Genomic DNA, 21,776 nt, shown 5'->3' with positions numbered 1-21,776 from the left:
GCAAATGAGGCGTTCTCTGTGAAAAAAGCGAAAGATCAGCCTGAATCTGAACCAGCCGAACTAGCATCCCTTGTTGGAGAACGGATCAGAAAGATCCGCAAAGAAGAGGGGTTAATCCTAGAGCTTTTTGCTTTACGTTGTGACATGAATGCCGCATACGTTGGGCATATTGAGCGCGGCGTTCAAAATCCAACCTTGAACACGCTGGAACGTATTTGCAAGGGTCTGGACATCAGCGTAGAAGACCTTTTCATAGATAAAAGCGCAACGGTTGATCTCCATGTTCAGGAATCCATTCGGCAGAACGCGATTCAGCTTTTTGATGAGGCTTTTTCGGCCTAAAAGTTAGACAGAACGGCACTAATTAGACCAGATAAAATCTTTGGCATTGTGGTCAAAATTGTGGTCAAAACCAAATGAGGCCAGCCTACAAATCATAACCCCGCGTGAAAACGCGGGGTTTGCAGAACGGCCCCATAGGGGCCATAATACCAGCCGCGCCTAAAGGCGCACAATGAGCGACGTCAACCGCACACTGACGTCGCTTTTACTTTCTCATACTATCTGTAGGCGCTTCTGGCGAATCGTCGTCATCGAAGTCAGCTACATTCTTGAATTTAATCGCAAGTTTTTCAAGCAGTGCAATTCTCAACAACGTGTTTGCGATATGCAATTCACGGTTGTTGCCAACAAATCAAATTGTGAATTGCGATGGCAGGGTGCGTCCTATTCAGGGGCGCACCCTGTTTTTGTTTTTATGGAAACTCATGCTGTTCCATATGCAACGAGCGGGTCATTTCTACGGACTCCCAGTGCAGTGGTCTCATACAAAATCCGCCCCGCAAATCTTGCACGGACCTCGTAGTTCTGCGTTCCATCGGAGCTTTTCCACCTGCCCAGCAGTGCATCCTTTAATACTTCCTGCCCCGCACAGACTTCCGGAAACCAGTATCCATCTGCCGGTGCTTCTTCGTAGACGGCTTTTGAGATTTCTGTCTGACGGATCACATTGAAATCTTCTTTTATGATTCCAAGATGGTTCATCAGACGGAGTACATCCTCGCAATCTGCTTCCACCTCTTCGGGAGTCCAGCGGCCATTTCCGCCTCGCTCCAACAGCAAAGCAGGGATTCCTTTTTGTGCTGCCCAGCTGTACGATCCATTTCGGGCTGTTGAACAGACCCGCATTCGTCTATATAAAATATTCTGCCATCCCAACGACCTTTCTCTCTCGCAAGTATGCTTTCCAAGCCGCTGATTTTCAAGATGATGCAGTTTGGGGCGTAATATGGTTGGCGGACAAGTGAGCTACAGGCCCTTGAGATGCAACTCACATGGGGTTCAGATGTATCGCATCTCAATTTACAATAAAATACGATGTAACGTAAAAGCGCAACTTCTACTCTTGACGAATGGAAGATGCGCTTTTTACATTTGGCATCAAGTTATAGATTGACAAGAGGACGCATACACGATAAACTTTATATAGTATCATGTGGATTAAAAGGAGCCTCAACCATGAGCGTCAAGTACACTACCCCTGCCCAGCACAAGAGCAACCTCCGCAATGTGTATGGCACCTTTGCCATTGAGGGAATGAGCATCAGCAAAGATACACGCAGCAACCTTGATCGCATTGGCAACGGTCAAGCCAGCTATCAACAGGTCGTGAACGTACTGCGTGCAAAGTATGCGAAGAAGGGCTGATTATGTTCTCGAAGTATGATGTCTACACCACAGTGCAGTCCATGTACTGCTATTTCCCCTTGCGCTTTTGCTGGAAAACAGGTATAATATTCTTTGGATAAAAGGGAGTAAGGGGCGTACTTTAGTTAAAAAACGGGTGCGCTGTGCTGCAGCGACACCCCCGGCAGAAATGCCCGATGCAGTGCCGGATGCTTGAGACTTTTATCACATTTTCCCGTTTTGGGCTGGATGTGATAAAGGTCTTTTTTTGTGCCTCTGCCGCTATTATTAAAAAGGAGAGATATTATGCTGATCCCTGTTCTGTTATTTATCGTGGGTCTGCTGTGCCTGATCAAGGGCGGCGACTGGTTTGTGGACGGTGCCACCGGCATCGCCCGCCGCTTCCATGTGCCGGAGCTGCTCATCGGTGCCACGGTGGTGTCCATCGGTACCACCCTGCCGGAGGTCATGGTGTCCACCACCTCTGCCCTCACCGGTCACGGCGAGATCGCCTACGGCAACGCCATCGGCTCGGTCATCTGCAACGCTGCACTGATCGCCGCCATCACCATTGCGGTGCGCCCGGGCAAGGTTGACCCCAAGAGCCTACGCACCCCGGTGGCCTTCTTCTTTGTGGCTGCCGCTTTCTATGCCGGTGTGGCCTACACCACCGGCTCCTTCACCCGCCCGGTGGGCCTGATCCTGCTGGCCATGTTCGTGGCTTACATCGTGTGCAACGTGCTGGCTATGAAAAATGCCCCCGCCCCGGAAGAGGAAGAGCAGGCTGAGGAAGGCTCCTTTGCCAAGGAGTTGGGGCTGCTGGCCATCGGCGCAGTGCTCATTGCTGTGGGCGCTGACCTGCTGGTGGACAACGGCACCCTCATCGCACAGGCGCTGGGCGTGCCGGAGTCGGTCATTGCGCTAACCTTTGTGGCACTGGGTACCTCGCTGCCGGAGCTGGTCACCGCCATCACCTCGCTGGCCAAGGGTCACGGCGCGCTGTCGCTGGGCAACGTCATCGGTGCAAACGTGTTCAATCTAGTGCTGGTCAGCGGCGTGTCTGTCACGCTGGCACCCTTCAGCATCCCGCAGAACTCCACCATCGCAGGCATGAACGCCTCGCTGGTGATGGATATCCCGGTCATGTTTGCCGTGATGCTGCTGCTCACCCTGCCCGCTCTGATTAAGGGCAAGCTGAGCCGCCCGCAGGGCATTGCACTGCTGTGCATCTATGCCGCCTTCTGCGCCGTGCAGTTCAGCATCTGATCTGTTGTAAACGTAAAATATTTAAGGCTGCTGCACAGGGTTTTGTGCAGCAGCCTTTTTATGTGGGATGATTTTGAATGCGCTCCGCGACATCTTCCCCCGGAGCGGGTGGAAGTCTTTCCTCAAAGGGAGAGCCAAGAGCACTGCCGAAAGTCTCCTCATGATGCCTAATACTTTAGCAATGGGCTTTAAACCTTGGCTACCCCTTCGGGGGAGCTGGTGCTGCCCCTCATCCGGCGCTACGCGCCACCTTCCCCCGGTGGGTGAAGGCTTAAGCGGTGGCGGTACAGTTCCCGGCTGACCCGTAAAGTTTCCGGGCGTGTCCGCTCTCCCCTTGGGAGAGCTGGCGCGGGAGCGCCTGAGAGGGCGAGGCAAAACCCTGACGGCTTTGCCTGAGAGGGCAAAAAAAGTGGGTCAGAAGCGCCCACAGGCGTTTCTGACCCACAAATAGAACGATATTTTTATTTTACAGCTGGCAGGCGGTATCGTAGCCGGTGCGGATGGCGTTGGAGATATCCGCAGCCTTGCCGGCGGCATCGCCAATGGAATACACCGGGATGCCGGCAGCTTCCAGCGCAGCAGCGTCAAATTCGTTGGAGCGTGCGCCCATAGCCAGCACGATGTAATCGCAGGGGATGGTCACCTCTGCGCCGTCCTTGTTCTCGCAGACGACGGCGTCCATGCGGAACTCCTTGACCTTGTGGCTGGGGTACTGCTCCACGCCGTAGGTCTTATAGTTTTCCAGCAGGGTGGGCAGAATGGTGGTGCTCTCGCCTGCGGCGATCTTGTCCATCATCTCGATAACGGACACCTTGCAGCCGCGGGCAGCCAGATACTCTGCGGTCTCGCAGCCCACCATGCCGCCGCCGATGACGGCAACCGTGCCGTACACCTGCTGCTCACCGGCCAGCACCCTCCAAGCGTCGGCAACGTTCACGCTGTCGATGCCGGGGATGCGGGGTGCAGCGCTGTGTGCGCCCACAGCGTTGATGACGGCCTCGAAACCGGCATCCTTCAGCTGCTCTGCGGTGCGGGTCTGACCCATGCACAGGTGCACACCGGCGTTGCAGACCGCGTGGATCAGGTCCTGTGCGGCACGGCGCATCTCCTCCTTGCGGGGAGGTACGCAGGCAATGTTCAGCTGGCCGCCCAGAGTGGTGGTCTTTTCAAACAGGGTCACGTCATGGCCGCGCAGCGCTGCCACACGGGCGGCTTCCAGACCGGCAGGGCCGCCGCCGAGGACGGCGATCTTCTTTTTCTGCGCTGCGGGCTGGATGCTGCGGGTGTTCTCGTAGCCGTTCTCCGCGTTCAGCACGCAGGAGAGGAACTGACGGTTCTGGATGGCATCGGTGCAGCCCTTGTTGCAGCTGATGCAGCGGCGGATATCGCAGGCCTTCCCGGCAGCGATCTTGGTGCCCCAGTCGGGGTCTGCCAGCAGCGGGCGACCCATGGCAACCATGTCGGCCATGCCGCTCTCGATGACACGCGCAGCCATTTCGGCATCCACGATACGACCCACGGCGCTGACCGGCACATTGACGGCCTTTTTGATGTCCCCGGCAATCTTGACGAAGAAGCCGTAGGGCTGTACGCCCATGGGAGGAATGGTGTCGGCCATGTTGCCGGTGTGGTTGGCCTGCGCAACGTGGAGCATATCCACGCCGTCCTCTACCAGCCACTGGGCAAACTGCACGGCGTCGGCTTCGTCAATGCCGCCCTTGCCGCGCTGCGGGGTGACGATGGACAGCTTGTAGTCGATGACCATATCCGGCACAGCCTTGCGGATGGCGCGGGTCAGCATACGGGCAAAACGGACGCGGTTCTCCAGACTGCCGCCGAACTTATCGGTGCGGTGGTTCATGCGGGTGGAGCACAGGCAACCGTTCAGGCGGTCGCCGTGGATCTGGATCACGTCCACACCGGCCTTCTGGGCACGCACTGCGCAGGCGCACATCTTATCGATGATGGCCATGAGCATCTCCTCGCTGACCTCATCGGTGAAGAACATCATGTCGTGATGCAGGCGCTGACGCATTTCGTCAAACTTCTTCTGCATGAACAGGCTGTTGATGGCGTCCACATCGTACTCCGGGTGGAAGAGCTGGACGCCCAGCTTGGTGCCGTAGGCGTGTACGCTGTCGGCCAGTGCCTTGAAGGCAGGGATCTGGCTGTCGTCAAACAGCTTGGGGGTGGGAGAAAAGCTGTTGATGGGTGCCACATCGCCCATAACGATGTAGCCCACGCCGCCCTTTGCCAGACGGGTGTAGAAGCCCATGTCCTGCTCACTGATCATGCCGTTTTTCTCGTAGCCGGTGGTCAGCGGGGGGAACATGATGCGGTTTTTAAAGGTCTGTCCGCCCACCTCAATGGGCTGCAGAATTACGTTTTGCATATAAAAGCCTCCTTGCAGATATGCTTTGCTTTACAGATTTGCTTTGATGAATGCTGCGGTCTTTTCCTCCACGGCGGCACGGGCTGCCAGCGTGGCAAAGTTGTGGCCGCCGCCTGCAATGGTGTCCACCTCGGGTGCGGTGTACACCTGTGCGTAACGGCTGCAGGTGCCCTCGTCCACCAGACGGTCATCATCGGCGCGCAGCAGCAGCACCGGGCCGTTGTAGCCCTTGGCCTCGGTAAAGGGGTCGGGGTGCTTGGCCATCTCGTAGTTAAAGGCCATCTTGTAGCACAGACCCTCCATGTCGGTGTAGTCCTTGCCGGTCTGCACAACGCCGTCGGCGCGCTGTGCGCAGCCAAACCACATCCCGGCGCCCGGGCACAGCAAAATCAGGCCGTGGGGCTGGATGACCGGTGCGCAGGAGGCGGCAATGTAGCCGCCCATGCTCTGGCCGGAGAGGAACAGCTTTTCGCTGTCCACATAGGGCTGCTCAGCGGCCCATGCAAAGATATCCTGTGCATCGGTGTGCAGGCCGTCGAAGCTCATATCCTCGAACTCGCCGTCGCTCTCGCCGTTGCCGTAGAAATCGAACCGGGCGCTGCCGATGCCCTGCGCTGCCAGAGCGCGAGACAGGTGGGTGTACATGGACTTGTAGCCGCTGCAGCTGCCGGCAAAGCCGTGCAGATGCACCACAAAGGGTACCTTGCCCTCGGTGTCGGGCAGGGTCACGATGCCGCGCAGGGTGTGGCCATTGCGGTTTTTAAACTGAACCTGTAAGATCTTCATGGTTTACTTGCTCTCCTTTGCGGCGCGGCGAGCCTTCAGCTCGGTCAGCATCTCAGCAGTCTTCTGCTTGGTCAGGGGGTAGACGAAGAACAGGATGGCAACTGCAATGCCGTAGCCCAGAAAGTAGACGCCGGTGTAGCTCTTCCAGATGGCGTTTACAACGCCTGCGGTCTGCACAGCGCCAGCGGTAACGTTGTAGCCGATGGCACCCAGCACAAAGCTGGACAGGCTGCCGGAAATGGCGCTTGCAAGCTTGCGGAAGAAGGAGTAGGTGGAGTAGACGATGCCCTCGTTGCGCTCGCCGGTCTGCAGCTCATGGTAGTCGATGGCGTCGTTGACCATGGCCCAGATCAGCACCTGCATACCGGAAGCGCCCAGATAGCAGATACCGTTGATGACGATGAAGGCCACGGGGTTGTGGACGGGGAAGAAGAACAGGATGCCGAACACGATGGCGGCAAAGCCGGCGCCCATGCAGCACCACTCCTTCTTGCCGAACTTGTTGGCAAGAGGCTGGGTGATGGCAAAGGACAGCACCGCGTACAGCACGCTCAGCATGCCGGAGACAGCCTGAATTTTAACGTTGCCGAAGAAGTCCTTATACAGGTAGGTGTTCAGACCGTTGACCACGGAAGCACCGATCATGCCGGTCAGGCTGAAGAACATAACGCCCAGCAGAGCCTTATTGTGAGAGATCTCCTTGAGCACGTGCAGGTAGTTCAGCTTTTCGCCCTGCGGACGCTCAGGCACTTCCACGCGCTCCTTGCACCACACGCAGGTGATCTGCAGGCACAGCAGGCCCAGCATAGCGCAGATGCAGGCCAGCATCAGGAAGCGGCCAGCCACGGGCTTGTTGTCCACATACAGGAACAGGGGACCGATCATGACCATGACGGTCATGAAGATGGTGCCGCCAAGGCTGCGGTAGCGGGACAGTGCGGTGCGCTGGCTGACATCATCGGTCATCACGCTGGACAGAGTACCGAAGGGCACGTTGACGCAGGTGTACAGCGCCTCGTACAGAACGTAGGTGACGAACATGTAGGCCAGACGCAGGCCGTAGTTGATATTGCCTACATTGACAAAGCCAAGTATGCACAGCACTGCCATGGGGAAGGAGAAGGCGCGGATCCACGGGATGAACTTGCCGCCCTTGGTGGCCTTGCGGGAGTCCACCATGGCACCGATGATGGGGTCATTCACGGCGTCCCAGATCTTGGTGATCAGCAGCAGGATACCCACGTGGAAGGGGTTGACCTGCAGGATCAGGGTGTAGAAGATCGACAGATACATGGCACGGTACTGCTCGGTGAAACAGCAGCCCAGATCGCCCAGCGTATAACCGATCTTGTCCTTCATGGAGAAGGGTCGGATGGTCTTTTTCTGGTCCATTGTGTTTTATCCTCCTTAAAAACAGTGAAACCACGAGACTTTTCGCACAAGTCTCTTTTCTACGTTTGCATTATACGTTAATTTTTCATCAATACATATCCAAAAAATGATTGAAAACTATCGCAAATTGATGTATTATGCAATTATAATAGTTGTACTTTTCTGTTGTGTACAACAATCTGTTACATATGACAGTTTCATGGAGGACTTTTTGGTGAATCATACAGCCAAGCGTTATCTTTTTGAGCAGAGCGCCGTCCGGGAATTTTATTCCGGCGCGTATTATGATTTGTTTCTAGTCATGCGGGGCAGCGGTGTGTTCCGGTGCAGCGAGGTGGTGCTGCCCGCACAGCAGCAGAATCTCATCATCTTCAAGCCCGGTCAGGGCGGCAGACTGGAATACGCCGGTGCTTACGGCCCGCTGGAACTTATTCGGGTGCAGCTGTCCCCCCAGACGCTGGCGCAGCTTTCGGACGCAGATACCGACCTTGAAAAAAGCTTCAACGTGGTGCCCTTCCGGCAGGTGGCTGTGCGCCCGGACAGCCAGATCTATATGCTGCTGAAAAACCTTGCCCGGAAGCTGCTGATGCTCCCGCAGGAGCGCACCCAGTTCGGTGCAGCGGTGTTCGAGCACGGTATTTTGCAAATGTTTGTGGTGCTGGCGCTGCGTGCCTGCATCCATGTGGAGTTCCACACCGCATTGGTCAGCCGCCACCACCTGATGCTGGACGAGGTGTTTTTGTTTATTCAGGCGCACCTTACCGAGGAACTGACGCTGGAGCGGCTGGAAAAGGAGTTTTTCGTCTCCCGGGAACATATTGCCCGGGAATTCAAACGCCAGACCGGGCAGACGGTGCACCGCTATATCGTAAAGGCGCGGTTAGACCGCTGCTGCACCCTCATCGAGCAGGGGCTGCCCATCACCGAGGTGTACAAGACCAGCGGCTTTGGCGGTTACAACCACTTTTTCCGCGCCTTTAAAAAGGAGTACGGCATGACCCCCAAGGAGTACTTCCACACCACCCGGCAGGACGCCCGGGGATGAATCCGGCAAAAGCAGCGCCGTCTGCGCCTGTGAAAAAAGCCGCCCGGGAAGATCCGCAGATCCTCCCGGGCGGCTTGCTTATCCTATTTTTTTCTTTTACTTGCGGTGGGTGAGGCAGTTCAGCACCATCACAACCAGCACGAGAAAGCCGATGACCAGCAGGATACCGGTCATGCCGATGAGCATCATGGGCAGTGTGGTCATCCAGGAAGAAAGATGAAGCATAAAGGCACCTCCGTTAAAAGCGATGCACTTGCCCGCAGAACTCTGCAAAATGCAAAGAAAGAAGCGTGAAACCGATGGATTTTCAAAAAGTACATGGATGACCCCACCCGGTTCGCATCCGACTTCAGGGTTCGGAGCCCGACATGGTCTGCCAAAGTTTTTTAGGCATAAAAAACGCCGCATCGTACAAAACGATGCGGCAAAAACGAAAGTCTCCTCGGTAGATATTCCTACTGGTTGGGACCCGCGCACTAAGCAACAGCGACGAGTTGCGTTAGCTGATTTTTCCGCAGCCCCCTGGCGGGGCTTTGAAAAATCAGAACGCGGCCCCAACAGCTCCTCCCTGTTTCAGCCACTGGCTGCGGTCGTCGCCGTTGCACTGGGCTGGTTGCTTGCCCTGCCTGCGGCAGGGCCGCGCTGTTCGAATCCCTCTAGGTCCCAAAGCCAGCGTGTGACCTATGCACATGCAAAAGAAAAGCAGCAGCGTTAAAATTACGCTGCTGCTAAAAGTGGACCTAGAGGGATTCGAACCCTTGACCTCTCGGATGCGAACCGAACGCTCTCCCAGCAATATCGCTTTTGTGCACACCTTATGCACTGCGAGAAGAGAAAAATCAACGTATATTCGTCCATATAAAATGTTTCGCCATCCCAACGACCTTTCTCGGTTGCAAGTATGGTCTCCAAGCCGCTGATTTTCAAGATGATGCAGTTTGGGGCGTAATATGGTTGGCGGACAAGTGAGCTGCAGGCCCTTGAGATAGTACTCGCATGGGGTTCAGATGTATCGCATCCCGATTCAAAATAAAATACGATATAACGTAAAAGCGCATCTTCCATTCTTGATGAATGGAAGATGCGTTTTTTACATTTGACAACAAGTTATAGATTGACAATAGGACTCATACACGATAAACTTTATATAGTATTATGTAGATCAGAAGGAGGCCAAACCATGAGCGTCAAGTACACTACCCCTGCCCAGCACAAGAGCAATCTCCGCAATGTGTACGGCACCTTTGCCATTGAGGGAATGACCATCAGCAAGGACACGCGCAGCAACCTTGACCGCATTGGCAACGGTCAAGCCAGCTATCAGCAGGTCGTGAATGAACTGCGCGCAAAGTACGCGAAGAAGGGCTGATTATGTTCTCAAAGTATGATGTCTACACCACAGTGCAGTCCATGTACTGCTACCCGGATACGGATGTTCTGATCAACAAGTTGAACATTCATGATAAAGCCGAACTCAAACAGGCCGAAGAAGAATTTACGGCTATAAAGCAGATGGCTCTGTTACAGGAGCCAATCAAGGGACGTTTTACCAAAACTCACCTGTTTCGGATTCACCGCTTCCTTTTTGAAGATGTGTACCCGTTTGCAGGGCACATCCGCAAGGAACAAATCAGCAAGGGCGACACGATGTTCTACCCGCCAGACCTGATCGACCGAGAATTGGAGCGGGTGTTCAAAAACATTCACTCCAAGAAGCTGCTTGCCGAACAAGATGAAGAAAAGCAGATTCAAAATCTGTCGCAGACGATGGCAGAGCTGAACATCATCCATCCCTTCCGCGAGGGAAATGGCCGCAGCACTCGTGAATTGATTCGCTGCATGGCACTAGAATATGGTCTGCACATCAACTGGGGCAACACTGACCGAGAGACTTTGATCAACGCTGCAATTGCTGCCGTAGACGATGATATGGCGTTCTGCGATGTTCTAAAGCAGTGCATTGAATCGCCGAATTAGCATACAATAACCGCGAAGCGCAACTTCTATTCATCAGAATAGGAGCTGCGCTTTTTTTATACAACTGTTATTTGTCCAAGAAAATCGACCATCCTACATGGAACATTCAAAATTTCAGATGTACTTTTTTATTGGAAATGGTATACTTGATTCAAGATATACCCTGCTATCAGTCGTTTGCTCAAAAGGCTAGGACTACAGTTGATTTTCAATTGGTACGAAATTTTTAGTGAGAGGATGTTGTAGGATGGAGCGGCCTCTGTATATAAATTGGCTTGTCAACGAGGAAGGAGTGACCTTTGAAGATGGTGTTGCTTTAAAGTGCTATAAACTTTCCTATGAAACCGATGAAGCGGTCTTTGACGACTGGGCACTTCATATTAGAAAACATTATGTTGAAGACGATGAACTGACAGATGACAGTGTTGCAACAGGATTATCTATAGAAGATTATCTACGCGAATATATTATTCCGCAAAGGCAAGAAACATTTGGTCCAACTGCACGTTCAAATGATATTAGCGAAATTTTATTTGCAGATTTATTTGAGTTTGTTCTAAATTATGAAGTACCTCGATGCAAACAATATAACCGGTCAGGAAAAAACGAGTCTGAGCACGGAACCGATATAATCGCGTATAAATTCCATAGTAAAGAAAAAACTCCTGCCAAAGAAGATGAGCTGATTGCAATAGAGGTAAAAGCACGCCTGTCGTCAAAAGAAATATGTAAAACTATTCAAGAGGCTGCTACTGATTCTAAAAAAGATGAACACCGAGTTGCTCATACATTAAATTACTATAGAAAAAAGCTCCGTAATATGGGAAAATTCGATGAATCAAACTGCGTTGAACGTTTTCAAAAAAAGACGGAATCGCCCTATAAAATCTCTTATGTTGGAGCTGCCATCTCAAGTCAGCCAGAGATTGAAAATAAAGTAATAGCTGGGATTAAGGGAAATGATTTGCAATTAAAAGTTAATCAGTCCATTTTTTATGTACATGGCGCCGATTTGATGAATTTGGCCCACCAAATCTTTGAGAGGTGTACAAAATGATTTTTGGAACGAATTCCAACTATATGCTTAAATATCAAAAGGCAAAAGCGAAGCTGGTAGAATATGATATTTCACAAAAAGACTATCCCAAATTTCCGCTAAACTCAAATGAACTTTCCTATCCTGTCATATATATCCTTTCTCGATATGCAGAGAGCATTATAGAAAATGATGAAACTGGGAAGGCAGAATTCGCACCCTATATGGTGAAGGCTTCTCAATACTTTGATGCCTCCGTTGGAGCTAATGATAGAACAGCATACGATACGGACTTTTTATTGTCCGGTGCAGCAGCCTATTTCTTATCCAATGATTTTGGTAGTTCCAAAGTATTATGTGCGGCCCTTTTCGAAAAAATAAAAGATACGCCCACTATGGGTACATCTCAAATAATACTTAGAAATCTATTAGGGTATCTCCTCTTGGATAAGGTTTTCCCTATAAGTTCTGATACCTTTGGCGGTGAAGAACTCTGCCGGGCATTACTATTCTACTACACCAATGGAGAAGGCTTGCCTAACATAGAACAGGCGATTCGGAAATATCGAACTGCAATTTATAAAAACAATGATCCTATGGAGATATACTATGTCGATATACTCCTTGCAGTAATTACGATAGCGTTATCAAAAGCCGCATGGAAACTGATTCCTCAATATTCAAAATTGGAACCCGGACAATGGGAAGAGTATTTAAAAAGCTCAAAATCTCCTAAAATGTTGTGGCCTGCACAGCAGCTTATAGGAAAGAAAAATGTGTTAAGCGGAGAAAATGCAATCGTTCAGCTTCCAACAGGCGTTGGGAAAACCAAAAGTATAGAACTAATCATTCGGTCATCCTTTCTCTCGAACCGAACGGCTACTGCTATTATTGTTGCACCACTTCGTGCTTTATGTAACGAGATTGCAAGCGATATGACTTCAGCTTTTGGAGAGAGTGTTTTAATAAACCAATTTTCAGATATTCTGGAAAATGATTTTTTCGTGGATTTTACTTTGAAAGCGACAATACTAATTTGTACGCCAGAAAAGCTCAGCTATATTATCCATCATCAAGTTGAGTTTTTAGATGAAATCGGTTTGTATATATTTGATGAGAGTCATATGTTCGATGATGGAAGACGTGGAACAGCTTATGAGCTGTTGATTTCTGAAATTCGAAAACACATAAATACAGAAAAACAAATTGTGCTTCTTTCTGCGGTGCTTTCAAACGCCGAGCAAATTAAGCAATGGCTTTTTAATGAAAATGGAACCTTGGCTTCTGATCCGGCAATTAAAACAACACCTAAAAGCATCGGATTTTCTTCACAAACACGAGATATTCATTACTACTCAGAAGATCCTGAACGTGAAGATTTCTATGTTCCACGCAGCATAGAAGTCAATTTGCTAAAAAAACTTGGAAAAGAAAGAAAAAAGCGTTATTTTCCGAAGTTGACAGATCCCAAGGATATTGCAATATATTATGCAAATAAACTTTGCAAAAATGGTGGTGCTGCAATTTTTGCCAATCGAACTCGAAGTGTACAAACCATAATTCAGCAAATTATTGACCTTGATAGTCGAGAATATGATCTTTCTGGAATTCAGAAGTATAGCAACACATTGGAAATGAGTCGTATTGCCAAGTTAATGGCCGATTATTACGGTTGTGATCATCCATATACAAAAGCTTGCAATTTGGGTGTTGCACCACACTATTCAAATCTTCCGAATGGTTTGCGCCTTGCTATTGAATACGCATTTCGTAAGAAAGACCTGCACCTTGTGATATGTACATCTACACTTGCTCAAGGAGTGAACATTCCCATAAAGTACCTTTTTATGACTAGTTTCATGCTTGATCAAAATAGTATGAAAATTCGAAATTTTCAAAATTTAATGGGAAGGACAGCACGTTCGGGAATGTACACGGAAGGAAGTGTTATTGTTACAGATTCAAAGCTATTTGACAACAAGAACAATCGAAGAAACGGAGGATTTTACAAATGGGAAAACTGCGTCAAAATGTTTGACAGTCACGCAGCAGAACCATGCGAAAGCTCTATTTTATGGCTTGTCCAAGATATTGAAATCAATCATGATGACCATGTAAAAGGCGTATATATTGCTAACTATATTATCAACAATTATAGCCATTGGGATTGCTTTGAATCGTGCTACGAAAAAATTCTGCAAGCATATGAACGGAAAAAACAGACGCCGATGAACCAAAAAAGTGTTGCTGTACTTAAGACTGCTCTAACGGTTCGGCAGCATGTCATAGAGACAATCGAAAATCATCTATGCTTTGTCCTTTCTAATGATGAAGGTTCCGATGCGCAGGTTGTGGCATTGGAACTTTGTAAAGAGACTCTTGCTTATTTTATGGCCAACGATGCAGAAAAAACGTTGTTGGAAAAAATATTTGATGTCATTGCACAAAAGGCAAAGACAGTTGATCGTGTGAAGATCAAACGATACTCCAAAAGTATGCTTGGAATAGATGATGCTTTAATAATTGAAGCATGGCTAGCAGAAACTCAATTCATGGAGCAGCAACTTTCAGATTCAGAAATTTTTGAAATGTTGTTATCCTTTTTTATCGATACTCATAAAATTGGTAAAACAGAAGAATATTTTCCAGATATTTGTCGAATGTGGCTTGATGGATACTCCTTTATAGCAATGAAAAAAGCGACTGGACTTTTGATATCGGATATTGAGAGCCTGTGCAGCAAGCTCATTTCCTATGAATTCAGCTTTTTTATAGGAAATATCATTGATGTGATTGATGATGGCGATGATGAAAACAGAGCACTTCTTGTATCAAAGTTACTTCTTTTACAAAGGAAATTAAAATATGGAGTATGTTCAGAGACGGCCATCTCAATCTGTGAAAAAGTATTTAATGATCGTCTTTTGGCTAATTCTATTGCAGAACAAATTGGAGCGGAGTCGATTGACACTAATCATATCATCGATGCTTTAAAAATGTGCAAAGAAAAAATATTAGGATTTCTATCTGTGTATCCAACATATTTCTCAGTGAGAATCAACTGGATTTGTAAATAATAAAATTATTATTGCGGGCATCCATAAAAATGGCTGTCCGCAATTTTTATATGTAAAATCAAAAGGAGGATGCCAATGGATAAAGACTTTATGCTGAACTACTACGACAAAATGGTACGTCCAATATGGACGGAGCTAATGAAGACATCTCGCTATCAGCGAGTTGCCTGCGAGCGTGACAAAATTGAACGTGAGTTCCGGAGGCTGCTGGATGAAAAGCTGGGGCGGAAGTATCTTGAACTGGATGATGCACTGTTCCGGGTGATGGATGACATCGCGGAAGCCATGTATATGAAAGGTGCCGCAGACCGTGAGCTGATGATTCGTTAATACCATGAATTACGACTACTTCTACGGTCAGTCGGGCGAATTGTTCTCCTACTTCCGCATCCCGAAAGCACTGTTCCAAGACCACCGCTTCCGGCAGCTTTCCACCGATGCCCGGACACTGTACGGCATCCTGCTGGACCGTATGAGCCTGTCTGCAAAGAACGGCTGGCTGGACGAGCAGGGGCGCGTGTATATCATCTACACCGTCCGGGAAGTGCAGGAATCCCTCTGCTGCGCCGAGCACAAGGCGGTCAAGCTGTTCCGAGAACTGGAGGACATCGACCTCATTGAGCGCAAACGCCGTGGTCTGGGCAGACCCAGCCTCGTCTACGTCAAGGACTTTTCGTCTGGACTGCCAAAAGCGCAAGTACAGAATTGCCCAACCAGCAATTCTGGTGCTGCCGAAAGCGCAATTCTGGAGCAGCCAAAACCGCAAGCAAATAAGACTGATAAGAATAAGACAGAGTGGAACGATCCTGACCCTATCTACTCCGAGGGCATCCGGGAGCAGCTTGAGGATTATTTTTATCAGGCATTGGAGGTAGAACTTCTGCTCCGACTCTGCCCGGATGATGAGGACACCATCTATCAGATCGTGGACTTGTTTGTGGATACCTGCTCTACCAAGCGCAAGATATTGCGGATTGCCGGAGATGACAAACCTGCCGAGGTGGTACGCAGTCGGCTGAAAAAGCTGAATGCTGACCACATCCGTTTCGTGCTAGATTCTCTGGCAGAAAACACCGCCCCGGTGCGGAACATGAAGCAGTATCTGCTGGCGATGCTCTACAACGCGCCCACCACCATGAACCTCTACTATCAGAACAAGACGAACCACGACTTTGCGCGTGGTTCACCGAAAGCGGGGTGATGTTATCGCAAAGAAAGCTACGATTATCGCAGTCACCAATCAAAAAGGCGGTGTGGGGAAAAGCACCACCTGTGAGAATCTGGGCATTGGGCTGGCAATGGAGGGCAAGAAAGTCCTGTTGGTGGACACCGACCCACAGGGGTCATTGACCATTAGCATGGGCTGGCAGCAGCCCGATGAACTGCCTACCACCCTCTCCACCCTGATGGCAAAAGCCATGAACGACCAGCCCATCCAGCCCGGCGAGGGCATTCTGCACCACACAGAGGGTGTTGACCTTATCCCTGCCAACATCGAACTGGCAGGGCTGGAAGTGGCGCTGGTAAACAGCATGAACCGGGAAAAGATACTCAAGCAGGTGCTGGACAGTGCCAAACGGGAGTACGATTTTATTCTGCTGGACTGTATGCCCTCGCTGGGGATGCTCACCATCAACGCACTGGCGGCGGCAGACGCTGCCTTGATTCCGGTACAGGCGCAATACCTGTCCGCAAAAGGTCTGGAACAGCTTTTGCAGACCGTCCAAAAGGTTCGTCGGCAAATCAACCCCAAACTGAAAATCGAAGGCATCCTGCTGACCATGACCGACAGCCGCACCAACTACGGAAAGCAGATCAGCAATCTGATCCGGCAGATATACGGAAAGCACCTGAAGGTGTTTGAGCAGACCATCCCACGGTCTGTCCGTGCGGCAGAAACCAGTGCGGCAGGCAAAAGCATCTTTGCCTATGACCCCAAGGGTAAGGTGGCAGAAGCCTACAAATCTCTTGCAAGGGAGGTGCAGGCGGATGCCGATCGACAGCGAAAACTTAGCTCTGAAAGGGCTAGATGACCTGTTTTCCACCGAGGAAAACCGACAGGAGGAACAGCGGGAGCAGGTACAGCAAATTCCCATTGACGAGCTGCACCCCTTCACCAACCACCCTTTCAAGGTTCTGGATACCTTATACCGTGTTTCGACAAAGGGACAGGTCGAGAAAGACGACATCCCCATGCAGAAAGAAGCCTGCCGCAACTTTGCAGAAAGTCAGGGCTGGGAGATCGTCAAGGAATTTTCCGAAAAAGGCGTTTCCGGCTTCAAAAAATCTGCCAAAGAGCGTGACGAACTCCAGAAAATTCAACAGGCCGCGATGGAGGGCAAGTTTGACATTCTGCTGGTGTTCATGTTTGACCGTCTCGGTCGCCGTGATGATGAAACGCCCTTTATTGTGGAGTGGTTCACCAAGCAGGGCATCGAGGTCTGGAGCGTGAACGAGGGACAGCAGCGGTTTGACACCCATGTGGACAAGCTGATGAACTACATCCGCTACTGGCAGGCATCCGGCGAGAGCCTGAAAACCTCCGTCCGTACCCGGACAAGGCTGGAACAGCTCACCGGGGAAGGCCACTACACGGGCGGCACCGTGCCTTACGGCTACAAGCGTGTCCGCCTTGGTCGGGTGAACAAGAAGAATCAGGAAGTCTGCGACCTTGTGGTTGACGAAGCAGAAGCTGAGATCGTCCGGCTGATTTTCCACAAGTACGTTTACGAGGGCTACGGCGCACAGAAGTTGAGCCACTATCTTTATGAACAGGGAGTCGTAGGACGGAACAACAAAAATATCCCCAACACCAGCATCGTTCGGATGATCAAGAATAAAGGATACACGGGGTACCTCATCAACGGTGCGGTGGAGACGGAGTGTCCGCAGCTCCGCATTATCGAACCAGAACTGTTCGAGCAGGCACAGGAACTGCGGCAGGCACGCACCTGTGAGCGTGGCGGCACTTCACTGGGCACCAGCTCCAAAGCCCTGTTGACCGGGCTGGTTTACTGCGGTCACTGCGGCAACCGCTTGAGCCTGACCAGCAGCGGACGGACACACACCTACGCCGATGGGCATTGCCAAAAGACGTAGTGGGGCACGATACATTGGTTTCATCTGTCCGATCAGTTCTGTCAGGTGTTGGATGTTATCGGTGCTGACTACTGCATCATCCGGCACCGGGGCATCATCTGGCACGTCTGGGATTTCTTCTAATGGTTCTTCTCGCTGCTTGCGAAGCATATCGTATGCACGGCTTCTACTACAACTAACGAGATAAGCGGCGAGTTCGTGACAGTTTTCTCGATGAATTTTAGAAAAATTTTTGGCAACGTACAAAAAAACCTCTTGCAGCACATCTTCTGCCAGATATGAATCGCCCATAATTTTGTAAGCGGTATGGTAGACCAGCCGCTTGTAGGTATTATATGCGCCGCAGTTGTTCCTCTCCCGGCAGAACATCGTCCAGCGAAACGCGCTGGTAGCAGATACCGTCCTTGTCCTCCGTCACCATCCGCTGCTCAAAAGCGGCAAAGGCATCCCGCACCATGTCCATCATGGCGTTGCGGATGGCCGGAGCTGCGTAGGTCAAGAACTTCATGCCGCGCGCTGCATCGAACTTTGGCACGGCCTTCCACAAGCCCATATTCCCTGCCTGTTTCAAATCGTCCGTGTCAAGGTTCAGGCCGGATTGTGCCAGATTCATGCTGCGGAAAAGGTCATTTGCCACCTTGCCAATAAAGGACTTGTTGTTGTCGATCAGGCTGTCCAGCGCGGCAGCATCGCCTTTCTGCGCCAGCGCACAAAGCCGTTCATTCGTCTGCTTCATGGGCGTTTTCCTGCTCTGCGGCAGACCGCAAGATTTCCAACAGACCGCTTCGCAGCTGTTCCAGTGCTTCCGGCGTGGCTCCTTCCATACCCGAAACGCTGTCCAACATTGCATCTGTCAACTGCTCTGCCGTAATCGTTGGGTGCTGCACATCCTGCCCTTTGGTCAATTCGGTGAACATTTTCTCTGCCGCTTTCTTGCTCATGGCTTCCTGCTCGGCGTAATGGCTCCCGATACCCTTTTTGATTTCCTTGATTGCCGCCATGAAGTACATTTCAATATCATCAAGGTCGCCTTGGTACACCGGCTTTCTCCGAAGGCTGATGTCCTTTGCGGCTTTGGCTGCTTCCGGGGTCTTGACCTTTGTGCGCAGCAGGGTGCTCAATGTCGTGAGCATGGCGTTCTGTGCCGCGATACCGGATGCAAAGGTATCATCAAAATACTGCGCTATGCGGTAAGTAAGCTCTGCAAAGCGGGCGTTTTCCAACAGCAGGTTGACCACCTCTGTATTGACACGCCCTGTGTAGAGGTTCTTTGCAGCTTCTACGGACAAGCCCAGTTCGGCAATGTCGTAATTTTTGCGGTCGGGGATGTTGGTTTCTCCCAGCAGGAAATCCGTGGACACATTAAACAGCCTTGCGATTTTCAGCACCTGCTCATGGGTCAGCGTCCCTTTTGCGCCGCTGATGAAGCGGCTGATGGTGCTTTTGGAGCAGCCGATTTCCTTGGCAAGCTCCGGTTGGCTGATATTGTGCTCTTTCATCAAGTCCGCAAGACGGACGTTGGACGGTGCGGGCAGATATTCCTGTGCCATGTGGTCGGCCCTCCTTTTTGATCTTTTTCCTCATTATAATACGCTCTGCCGTTTTGTTCAATATACGGTCACCTCTCCACCCTTGCTGTTGCAACCCTGCAACCAGTAAGGGCTTTTTTCTTTTTCCGTTGCAGTTCTGCCGCTTTTTCGCCTTTCCTGCAAAATTTTCCGTATATTCAGGCAGGAAGCAAAAAACACCAGAGTTCCCACGCTAGGGACTCTGGTGCAACGCACGAAACAAAGGAGGAATGCCCTTGAGCCTGTATCAAACTGTCAAGTCCGCCATCACCGTTCGGCAGGTGGGAGAAATGTATGGTATGAAGCTAGACCGCCATGGCATGGTGTGCTGTCCGTTCCACTCCGACAACCACCCCAGTATGAAGCTGAACGACACCTATTATTATTGCTTTGGCTGCGGAGCCAACGGAGATGCCATTGACCTCACCGCCAAACTGTTCGACCTGACCCCCCGGCAAGCCGCCGAGAAGCTTGTAAGTGACTTCGGGCTTGACCCGGATAAGCCGCCCGCCAATGCCATCGCCCTGCCGCCGCCCAAGCGTGGCCTGACGGACGAGCAGTGGGCAGACATCGCCTACTGCCTGCGGGTGCTGACCGATTATCTTGACCTGCTGCACGACTGGCGAGAGCATTACAAGTCCGCCAGCCCGGAAGAACCGCTGGACGAGCGGTTCGTGGAAGCCCTCCACACGACCGAGACCATCGAGCACCTGACGGACTGCGTTGCATTTGGGACGCCCCAGCAGAAGGCCGCTGCCGCTGCACAGCTGCTGTCCGGGTCGTACCTGCTGATGCTGGAGGAGCGCACCGACCGCCTTGCTCTGGCAAAGTGCGCCTGACGATTCATTCACCTAAAGTGGTGCTTATCATTATGATAATCACCACTTTACTTTTTTAAAGGAGAACCACCACATGAAGAAGAACATTTCCCGCAACCCTTTATGGCCGGACTGGCACAACGGTAAGAAGATCGATGAAGTCCAGTTTGGCCGTGCCTTTCTGGAACAGTGGCCGCTGAAATGCGTCAACGGTACGCTGTACACGCTGGACGGCCCGGTAGAGGACGAAAGCGAGATCAAGCAGCGCATCTTGGAGAACATCGAGGAATATGTCACCTCCGGCCTGTCCAAAAAGGTCACCAACATTCTGGAGACCATCAAGCTGCTGGCCTTTTCCGACCCGTTCCCCATCGAGCAGGACTGCATCCACCTCCAGAACGGCGTGTACCATCTGCCGGACGGCTCTTTTCAGGAGAGCCGCCTGTTCTGCCAGAACCGCCTACCTGTGAGGTATGACCCCAAAGCCGCCAGCCCTGACCGCTGGCTAACTTTCCTGCACGAGCTGCTGGACGATGCTGACATTCCCACCTTGCAGGAGTATCTGGGCTACTGCCTGATCCCCAGCACCAAAGGGCAGAAGATGATGCTCATTGTCGGCAAGGGCGGCGAGGGCAAGTCCCGCATCGGGCTGGTGCTCAAGCGACTCATGGGAGATGCCGCCAGCAACGGCAGCGTCCAGAAAGTGGAAAACAACCGCTTTGCCCGTGCCGATCTGGAACGCCGCCTGCTGATGATCGACGATGATATGGATATGAACGCCCTGCCCAAGACCAACTATATCAAGACCATCGTCACCGCCGAAGCCAAGCTGGACTTGGAGCGCAAGGGTGTCCAGAGCTACCAGCGGGACATTTACGCCCGGTTCCTCTGCTTCGGCAACGGTGCGTTGACCTCGCTGTATGACCATTCGGACGGTTTCTTTCGCCGCCAGCTTATCCTGACCACTAAGGACAAGCCTGCCGACCGCACGGATGACCCCTTCCTTGTGGAGAAGATGTGCGCCGAGTTGGAAGGCATCCTGCTCTGGTGTCTGGAAGGGCTGCACCGGCTGGTGCAGAACGATTTCCGCTTCACGGTCAGCGAACGAGCCGCCGCCAACGTGGACACCATCAAGCGCAGCAGCAACAATGTCATCGACTTTATGGAGTCCGAAGGCTACTTCCGCTTCAAGGCGGACTACTCCATCAGCTCCAAGGAGTTCTACGACATTTACAAGCAGTGGTGCGAGGACAACGCCTGCCACAGCGTATCGGCGATCCGTTTCAGCGCCGAACTGCGCCAGAATGACCGCCGCTATAACCTTGAAGCCACCAACAACATCTACCTGCCCGGTGGCCGCAGGGTGCGGGGTTTTGTAGGCATCGAGCCGCTTGTCCACCCCTGCCCGTAAAAAGTGCATTTTTTTCACGGAAGAAGTTCGTACAACCTGTACGGTCTGTACTTGTACGCATCCGTACGGCGAATTGAATAGAATTTAAACGTGTTATCGTTTGTATTTTGGATTTCTGTGCGCCGTACAGACCGTACAGGTTATTTGAAGTCCGTACGCAATTTTTTCAGATGCGTACGGAGCAATCAAGTTCGCATTGTGCGAACTTGTCGGGGCGAGGCCC

At 51.3% G+C, this 21,776-nt stretch carries 22 protein-coding genes, 1 tRNA gene and 1 pseudogene; 15 read left to right on the top strand and 9 right to left on the bottom strand.

Going from position 1 to position 21,776, the window contains the following annotated elements:
• Nucleotides 1-18: 18 nt before the first annotated feature.
• Nucleotides 19-342 (top strand): helix-turn-helix domain-containing protein, encoded by a 324-nt coding sequence (locus MTP37_RS03560; protein WP_249238227.1) that lies wholly within the window; start codon nucleotides 19-21, stop codon nucleotides 340-342.
• Between the two features lie 423 nt (nucleotides 343-765).
• Here the strand turns inward: MTP37_RS03560 and MTP37_RS03555 are convergent, their stop codons facing one another.
• A complete protein-coding gene (locus MTP37_RS03555; RefSeq protein ID WP_249238226.1) occupies nucleotides 766-1,218 on the bottom strand; it encodes a succinylglutamate desuccinylase/aspartoacylase family protein in 453 nt (150 codons plus the stop codon).
• Nucleotides 1,219-1,518: 300 nt separating this feature from the next.
• Here MTP37_RS03555 and MTP37_RS03550 point away from each other — a divergent pair, with 300 nt between their 5' ends.
• Nucleotides 1,519-1,707: an antitoxin VbhA family protein gene (locus MTP37_RS03550; protein WP_249238225.1), complete on the top strand. Its 189-nt coding sequence runs from the start codon at nucleotides 1,519-1,521 to the stop codon at nucleotides 1,705-1,707.
• 285 nt (nucleotides 1,708-1,992) lie between these two features.
• Nucleotides 1,993-2,952: a calcium/sodium antiporter gene (locus tag MTP37_RS03545; protein ID WP_112147770.1), complete on the top strand. Its 960-nt coding sequence runs from the start codon at nucleotides 1,993-1,995 to the stop codon at nucleotides 2,950-2,952.
• 466 nt (nucleotides 2,953-3,418) lie between these two features.
• On the opposite strand, the gene bilR is transcribed toward MTP37_RS03545, so the two are convergent.
• The 3 genes from bilR to MTP37_RS03530 are packed head-to-tail and all read right to left on the bottom strand — an operon-like array spanning nucleotide 3,419 to nucleotide 7,522.
• The gene (gene bilR, locus MTP37_RS03540) at nucleotides 3,419-5,344 is read right to left on the bottom strand and encodes a bilirubin reductase, long form (RefSeq protein WP_112147771.1); all 1,926 of its coding nucleotides are present in this window, start codon (nucleotides 5,342-5,344) and stop codon (nucleotides 3,419-3,421) included.
• Between the two features lie 30 nt (nucleotides 5,345-5,374).
• Nucleotides 5,375-6,130, bottom strand: a complete 756-nt coding sequence (locus tag MTP37_RS03535; RefSeq protein WP_097800211.1) for an alpha/beta hydrolase family protein — start codon at nucleotides 6,128-6,130, stop codon at nucleotides 5,375-5,377.
• Between the two features lie 3 nt (nucleotides 6,131-6,133).
• Entirely contained in the window at nucleotides 6,134-7,522 is a 1,389-nt protein-coding gene (locus MTP37_RS03530) for an MFS transporter (RefSeq protein ID WP_249238224.1), read from the bottom strand.
• Between the two features lie 214 nt (nucleotides 7,523-7,736).
• On the opposite strand from MTP37_RS03530, the gene MTP37_RS03525 reads away from it, so the two are divergent.
• Entirely contained in the window at nucleotides 7,737-8,567 is an 831-nt protein-coding gene (locus tag MTP37_RS03525; protein WP_249238695.1) for a helix-turn-helix domain-containing protein, read from the top strand.
• A 96-nt stretch (nucleotides 8,568-8,663) separates the two neighbouring features.
• Here MTP37_RS03525 and MTP37_RS03520 read toward each other — a convergent pair whose 3' ends face one another.
• On the bottom strand, nucleotides 8,664-8,792 hold the full coding sequence (locus MTP37_RS03520) for an oxaloacetate decarboxylase (RefSeq protein WP_249238223.1): 129 nt from the start codon (nucleotides 8,790-8,792) through the stop codon (nucleotides 8,664-8,666).
• Nucleotides 8,793-8,841: 49 nt separating this feature from the next.
• Between MTP37_RS03520 and MTP37_RS03515 the strand changes: the two genes are divergently transcribed.
• Complete coding sequence (locus MTP37_RS03515; protein WP_249238222.1) at nucleotides 8,842-9,282, top strand: hypothetical protein; 441 nt, start codon at nucleotides 8,842-8,844, stop codon at nucleotides 9,280-9,282.
• Nucleotides 9,283-9,302: 20 nt separating this feature from the next.
• On the opposite strand, the gene MTP37_RS03510 is transcribed toward MTP37_RS03515, so the two are convergent.
• Nucleotides 9,303-9,364: transfer RNA gene (locus tag MTP37_RS03510), tRNA-Ala, on the bottom strand.
• Nucleotides 9,365-9,747: 383 nt separating this feature from the next.
• Here MTP37_RS03510 and MTP37_RS03505 point away from each other — a divergent pair.
• The 8 genes from MTP37_RS03505 (at nucleotide 9,748) to MTP37_RS03470 (ending at nucleotide 17,756) form a co-directional block, all read left to right on the top strand.
• Entirely contained in the window at nucleotides 9,748-9,936 is a 189-nt protein-coding gene (locus MTP37_RS03505) for an antitoxin VbhA family protein (RefSeq protein ID WP_249238221.1), read from the top strand.
• Between the two features lie 2 nt (nucleotides 9,937-9,938).
• Complete coding sequence (locus MTP37_RS03500; protein ID WP_249238220.1) at nucleotides 9,939-10,544, top strand: Fic/DOC family protein; 606 nt, start codon at nucleotides 9,939-9,941, stop codon at nucleotides 10,542-10,544.
• Between the two features lie 292 nt (nucleotides 10,545-10,836).
• The gene (locus MTP37_RS03495) at nucleotides 10,837-11,601 is read left to right on the top strand and encodes a Hachiman antiphage defense system protein HamA (RefSeq protein WP_249238219.1); all 765 of its coding nucleotides are present in this window, start codon (nucleotides 10,837-10,839) and stop codon (nucleotides 11,599-11,601) included.
• The gene (locus MTP37_RS03490; RefSeq protein ID WP_249238218.1) at nucleotides 11,598-14,657 is read left to right on the top strand and encodes a DEAD/DEAH box helicase; all 3,060 of its coding nucleotides are present in this window, start codon (nucleotides 11,598-11,600) and stop codon (nucleotides 14,655-14,657) included. Before MTP37_RS03495 ends, MTP37_RS03490 begins: the two co-directional genes overlap by 4 nt.
• Before the next feature lie 75 nt (nucleotides 14,658-14,732).
• Entirely contained in the window at nucleotides 14,733-14,987 is a 255-nt protein-coding gene (locus MTP37_RS03485) for an SPFH domain-containing protein (protein ID WP_249238217.1), read from the top strand.
• A 4-nt stretch (nucleotides 14,988-14,991) separates the two neighbouring features.
• On the top strand, nucleotides 14,992-15,858 hold the full coding sequence (locus MTP37_RS03480) for a DUF6017 domain-containing protein (protein WP_249238216.1): 867 nt from the start codon (nucleotides 14,992-14,994) through the stop codon (nucleotides 15,856-15,858).
• Nucleotides 15,859-15,862: 4 nt separating this feature from the next.
• Nucleotides 15,863-16,690, top strand: a complete 828-nt coding sequence (locus MTP37_RS03475) for a ParA family protein (protein WP_256469131.1) — start codon at nucleotides 15,863-15,865, stop codon at nucleotides 16,688-16,690.
• Nucleotides 16,647-17,756 (top strand): recombinase family protein, encoded by a 1,110-nt coding sequence (locus MTP37_RS03470; protein WP_249238214.1) that lies wholly within the window; start codon nucleotides 16,647-16,649, stop codon nucleotides 17,754-17,756. The genes MTP37_RS03475 and MTP37_RS03470 overlap by 44 nt, the downstream gene beginning before the upstream one ends.
• Before the next feature lie 51 nt (nucleotides 17,757-17,807).
• Here MTP37_RS03470 and MTP37_RS03465 read toward each other — a convergent pair.
• The 3 genes and pseudogenes from MTP37_RS03465 to MTP37_RS03455 all read right to left on the bottom strand — a co-directional run.
• Nucleotides 17,808-18,047 (bottom strand): annotated as a pseudogene (locus tag MTP37_RS03465) (RNA polymerase sigma factor); the annotation flags it as partial.
• Between the two features lie 40 nt (nucleotides 18,048-18,087).
• Entirely contained in the window at nucleotides 18,088-18,492 is a 405-nt protein-coding gene (locus MTP37_RS03460) for a sigma-70 family RNA polymerase sigma factor (RefSeq protein WP_249238213.1), read from the bottom strand.
• Complete coding sequence (locus MTP37_RS03455; RefSeq protein WP_249238212.1) at nucleotides 18,476-19,306, bottom strand: helix-turn-helix domain-containing protein; 831 nt, start codon at nucleotides 19,304-19,306, stop codon at nucleotides 18,476-18,478. Before MTP37_RS03455 ends, MTP37_RS03460 begins: the two co-directional genes overlap by 17 nt.
• Nucleotides 19,307-19,554: 248 nt before the next feature.
• On the opposite strand from MTP37_RS03455, the gene MTP37_RS03450 reads away from it, so the two are divergent.
• Both MTP37_RS03450 and MTP37_RS03445 read left to right on the top strand, forming a co-directional pair.
• Nucleotides 19,555-20,163 carry a CHC2 zinc finger domain-containing protein gene (locus MTP37_RS03450; RefSeq protein ID WP_249238211.1) on the top strand — a complete coding sequence of 203 codons (609 nt, stop codon included), beginning with the start codon at nucleotides 19,555-19,557 and terminating at the stop codon, nucleotides 20,161-20,163.
• A gap of 73 nt (nucleotides 20,164-20,236) precedes the next feature.
• Complete coding sequence (locus MTP37_RS03445; protein WP_249238210.1) at nucleotides 20,237-21,553, top strand: DNA primase family protein; 1,317 nt, start codon at nucleotides 20,237-20,239, stop codon at nucleotides 21,551-21,553.
• The last annotated feature ends 223 nt before the right edge of the window (nucleotides 21,554-21,776 follow it).

This window comes from Faecalibacterium sp. HTF-F (assembly GCF_023347535.1).
Lineage (GTDB): Bacteria > Bacillota > Clostridia > Oscillospirales > Ruminococcaceae > Faecalibacterium > Faecalibacterium wellingii.
Note: the sequence above shows the minus strand (reverse complement) of the source record. Positions and strands in the feature narration are given on the sequence as shown.

Coding starts and splice junctions, on each gene's coding strand:
- MTP37_RS03550 (WP_249238225.1), top strand. CDS start 1,519: ATGAGCGTCAAGTACACTACCCCTGCCCAGCACAAGAGCAACCTCCGC.
- MTP37_RS03545 (WP_112147770.1), top strand. CDS start 1,993: ATGCTGATCCCTGTTCTGTTATTTATCGTGGGTCTGCTGTGCCTGATC.
- bilR (WP_112147771.1), bottom strand. CDS start 5,344: ATGCAAAACGTAATTCTGCAGCCCATTGAGGTGGGCGGACAGACCTTT.
- MTP37_RS03535 (WP_097800211.1), bottom strand. CDS start 6,130: ATGAAGATCTTACAGGTTCAGTTTAAAAACCGCAATGGCCACACCCTG.
- MTP37_RS03530 (WP_249238224.1), bottom strand. CDS start 7,522: ATGGACCAGAAAAAGACCATCCGACCCTTCTCCATGAAGGACAAGATC.
- MTP37_RS03520 (WP_249238223.1), bottom strand. CDS start 8,792: ATGCTTCATCTTTCTTCCTGGATGACCACACTGCCCATGATGCTCATC.
- MTP37_RS03515 (WP_249238222.1), top strand. CDS start 8,842: ATGCAAAGAAAGAAGCGTGAAACCGATGGATTTTCAAAAAGTACATGG.
- MTP37_RS03505 (WP_249238221.1), top strand. CDS start 9,748: ATGAGCGTCAAGTACACTACCCCTGCCCAGCACAAGAGCAATCTCCGC.
- MTP37_RS03500 (WP_249238220.1), top strand. CDS start 9,939: ATGTTCTCAAAGTATGATGTCTACACCACAGTGCAGTCCATGTACTGC.
- MTP37_RS03490 (WP_249238218.1), top strand. CDS start 11,598: ATGATTTTTGGAACGAATTCCAACTATATGCTTAAATATCAAAAGGCA.
- MTP37_RS03485 (WP_249238217.1), top strand. CDS start 14,733: ATGGATAAAGACTTTATGCTGAACTACTACGACAAAATGGTACGTCCA.
- MTP37_RS03480 (WP_249238216.1), top strand. CDS start 14,992: ATGAATTACGACTACTTCTACGGTCAGTCGGGCGAATTGTTCTCCTAC.
- MTP37_RS03470 (WP_249238214.1), top strand. CDS start 16,647: ATGCCGATCGACAGCGAAAACTTAGCTCTGAAAGGGCTAGATGACCTG.
- MTP37_RS03460 (WP_249238213.1), bottom strand. CDS start 18,492: ATGAAGCAGACGAATGAACGGCTTTGTGCGCTGGCGCAGAAAGGCGAT.
- MTP37_RS03455 (WP_249238212.1), bottom strand. CDS start 19,306: ATGGCACAGGAATATCTGCCCGCACCGTCCAACGTCCGTCTTGCGGAC.
- MTP37_RS03450 (WP_249238211.1), top strand. CDS start 19,555: ATGCCCTTGAGCCTGTATCAAACTGTCAAGTCCGCCATCACCGTTCGG.
- MTP37_RS03445 (WP_249238210.1), top strand. CDS start 20,237: ATGAAGAAGAACATTTCCCGCAACCCTTTATGGCCGGACTGGCACAAC.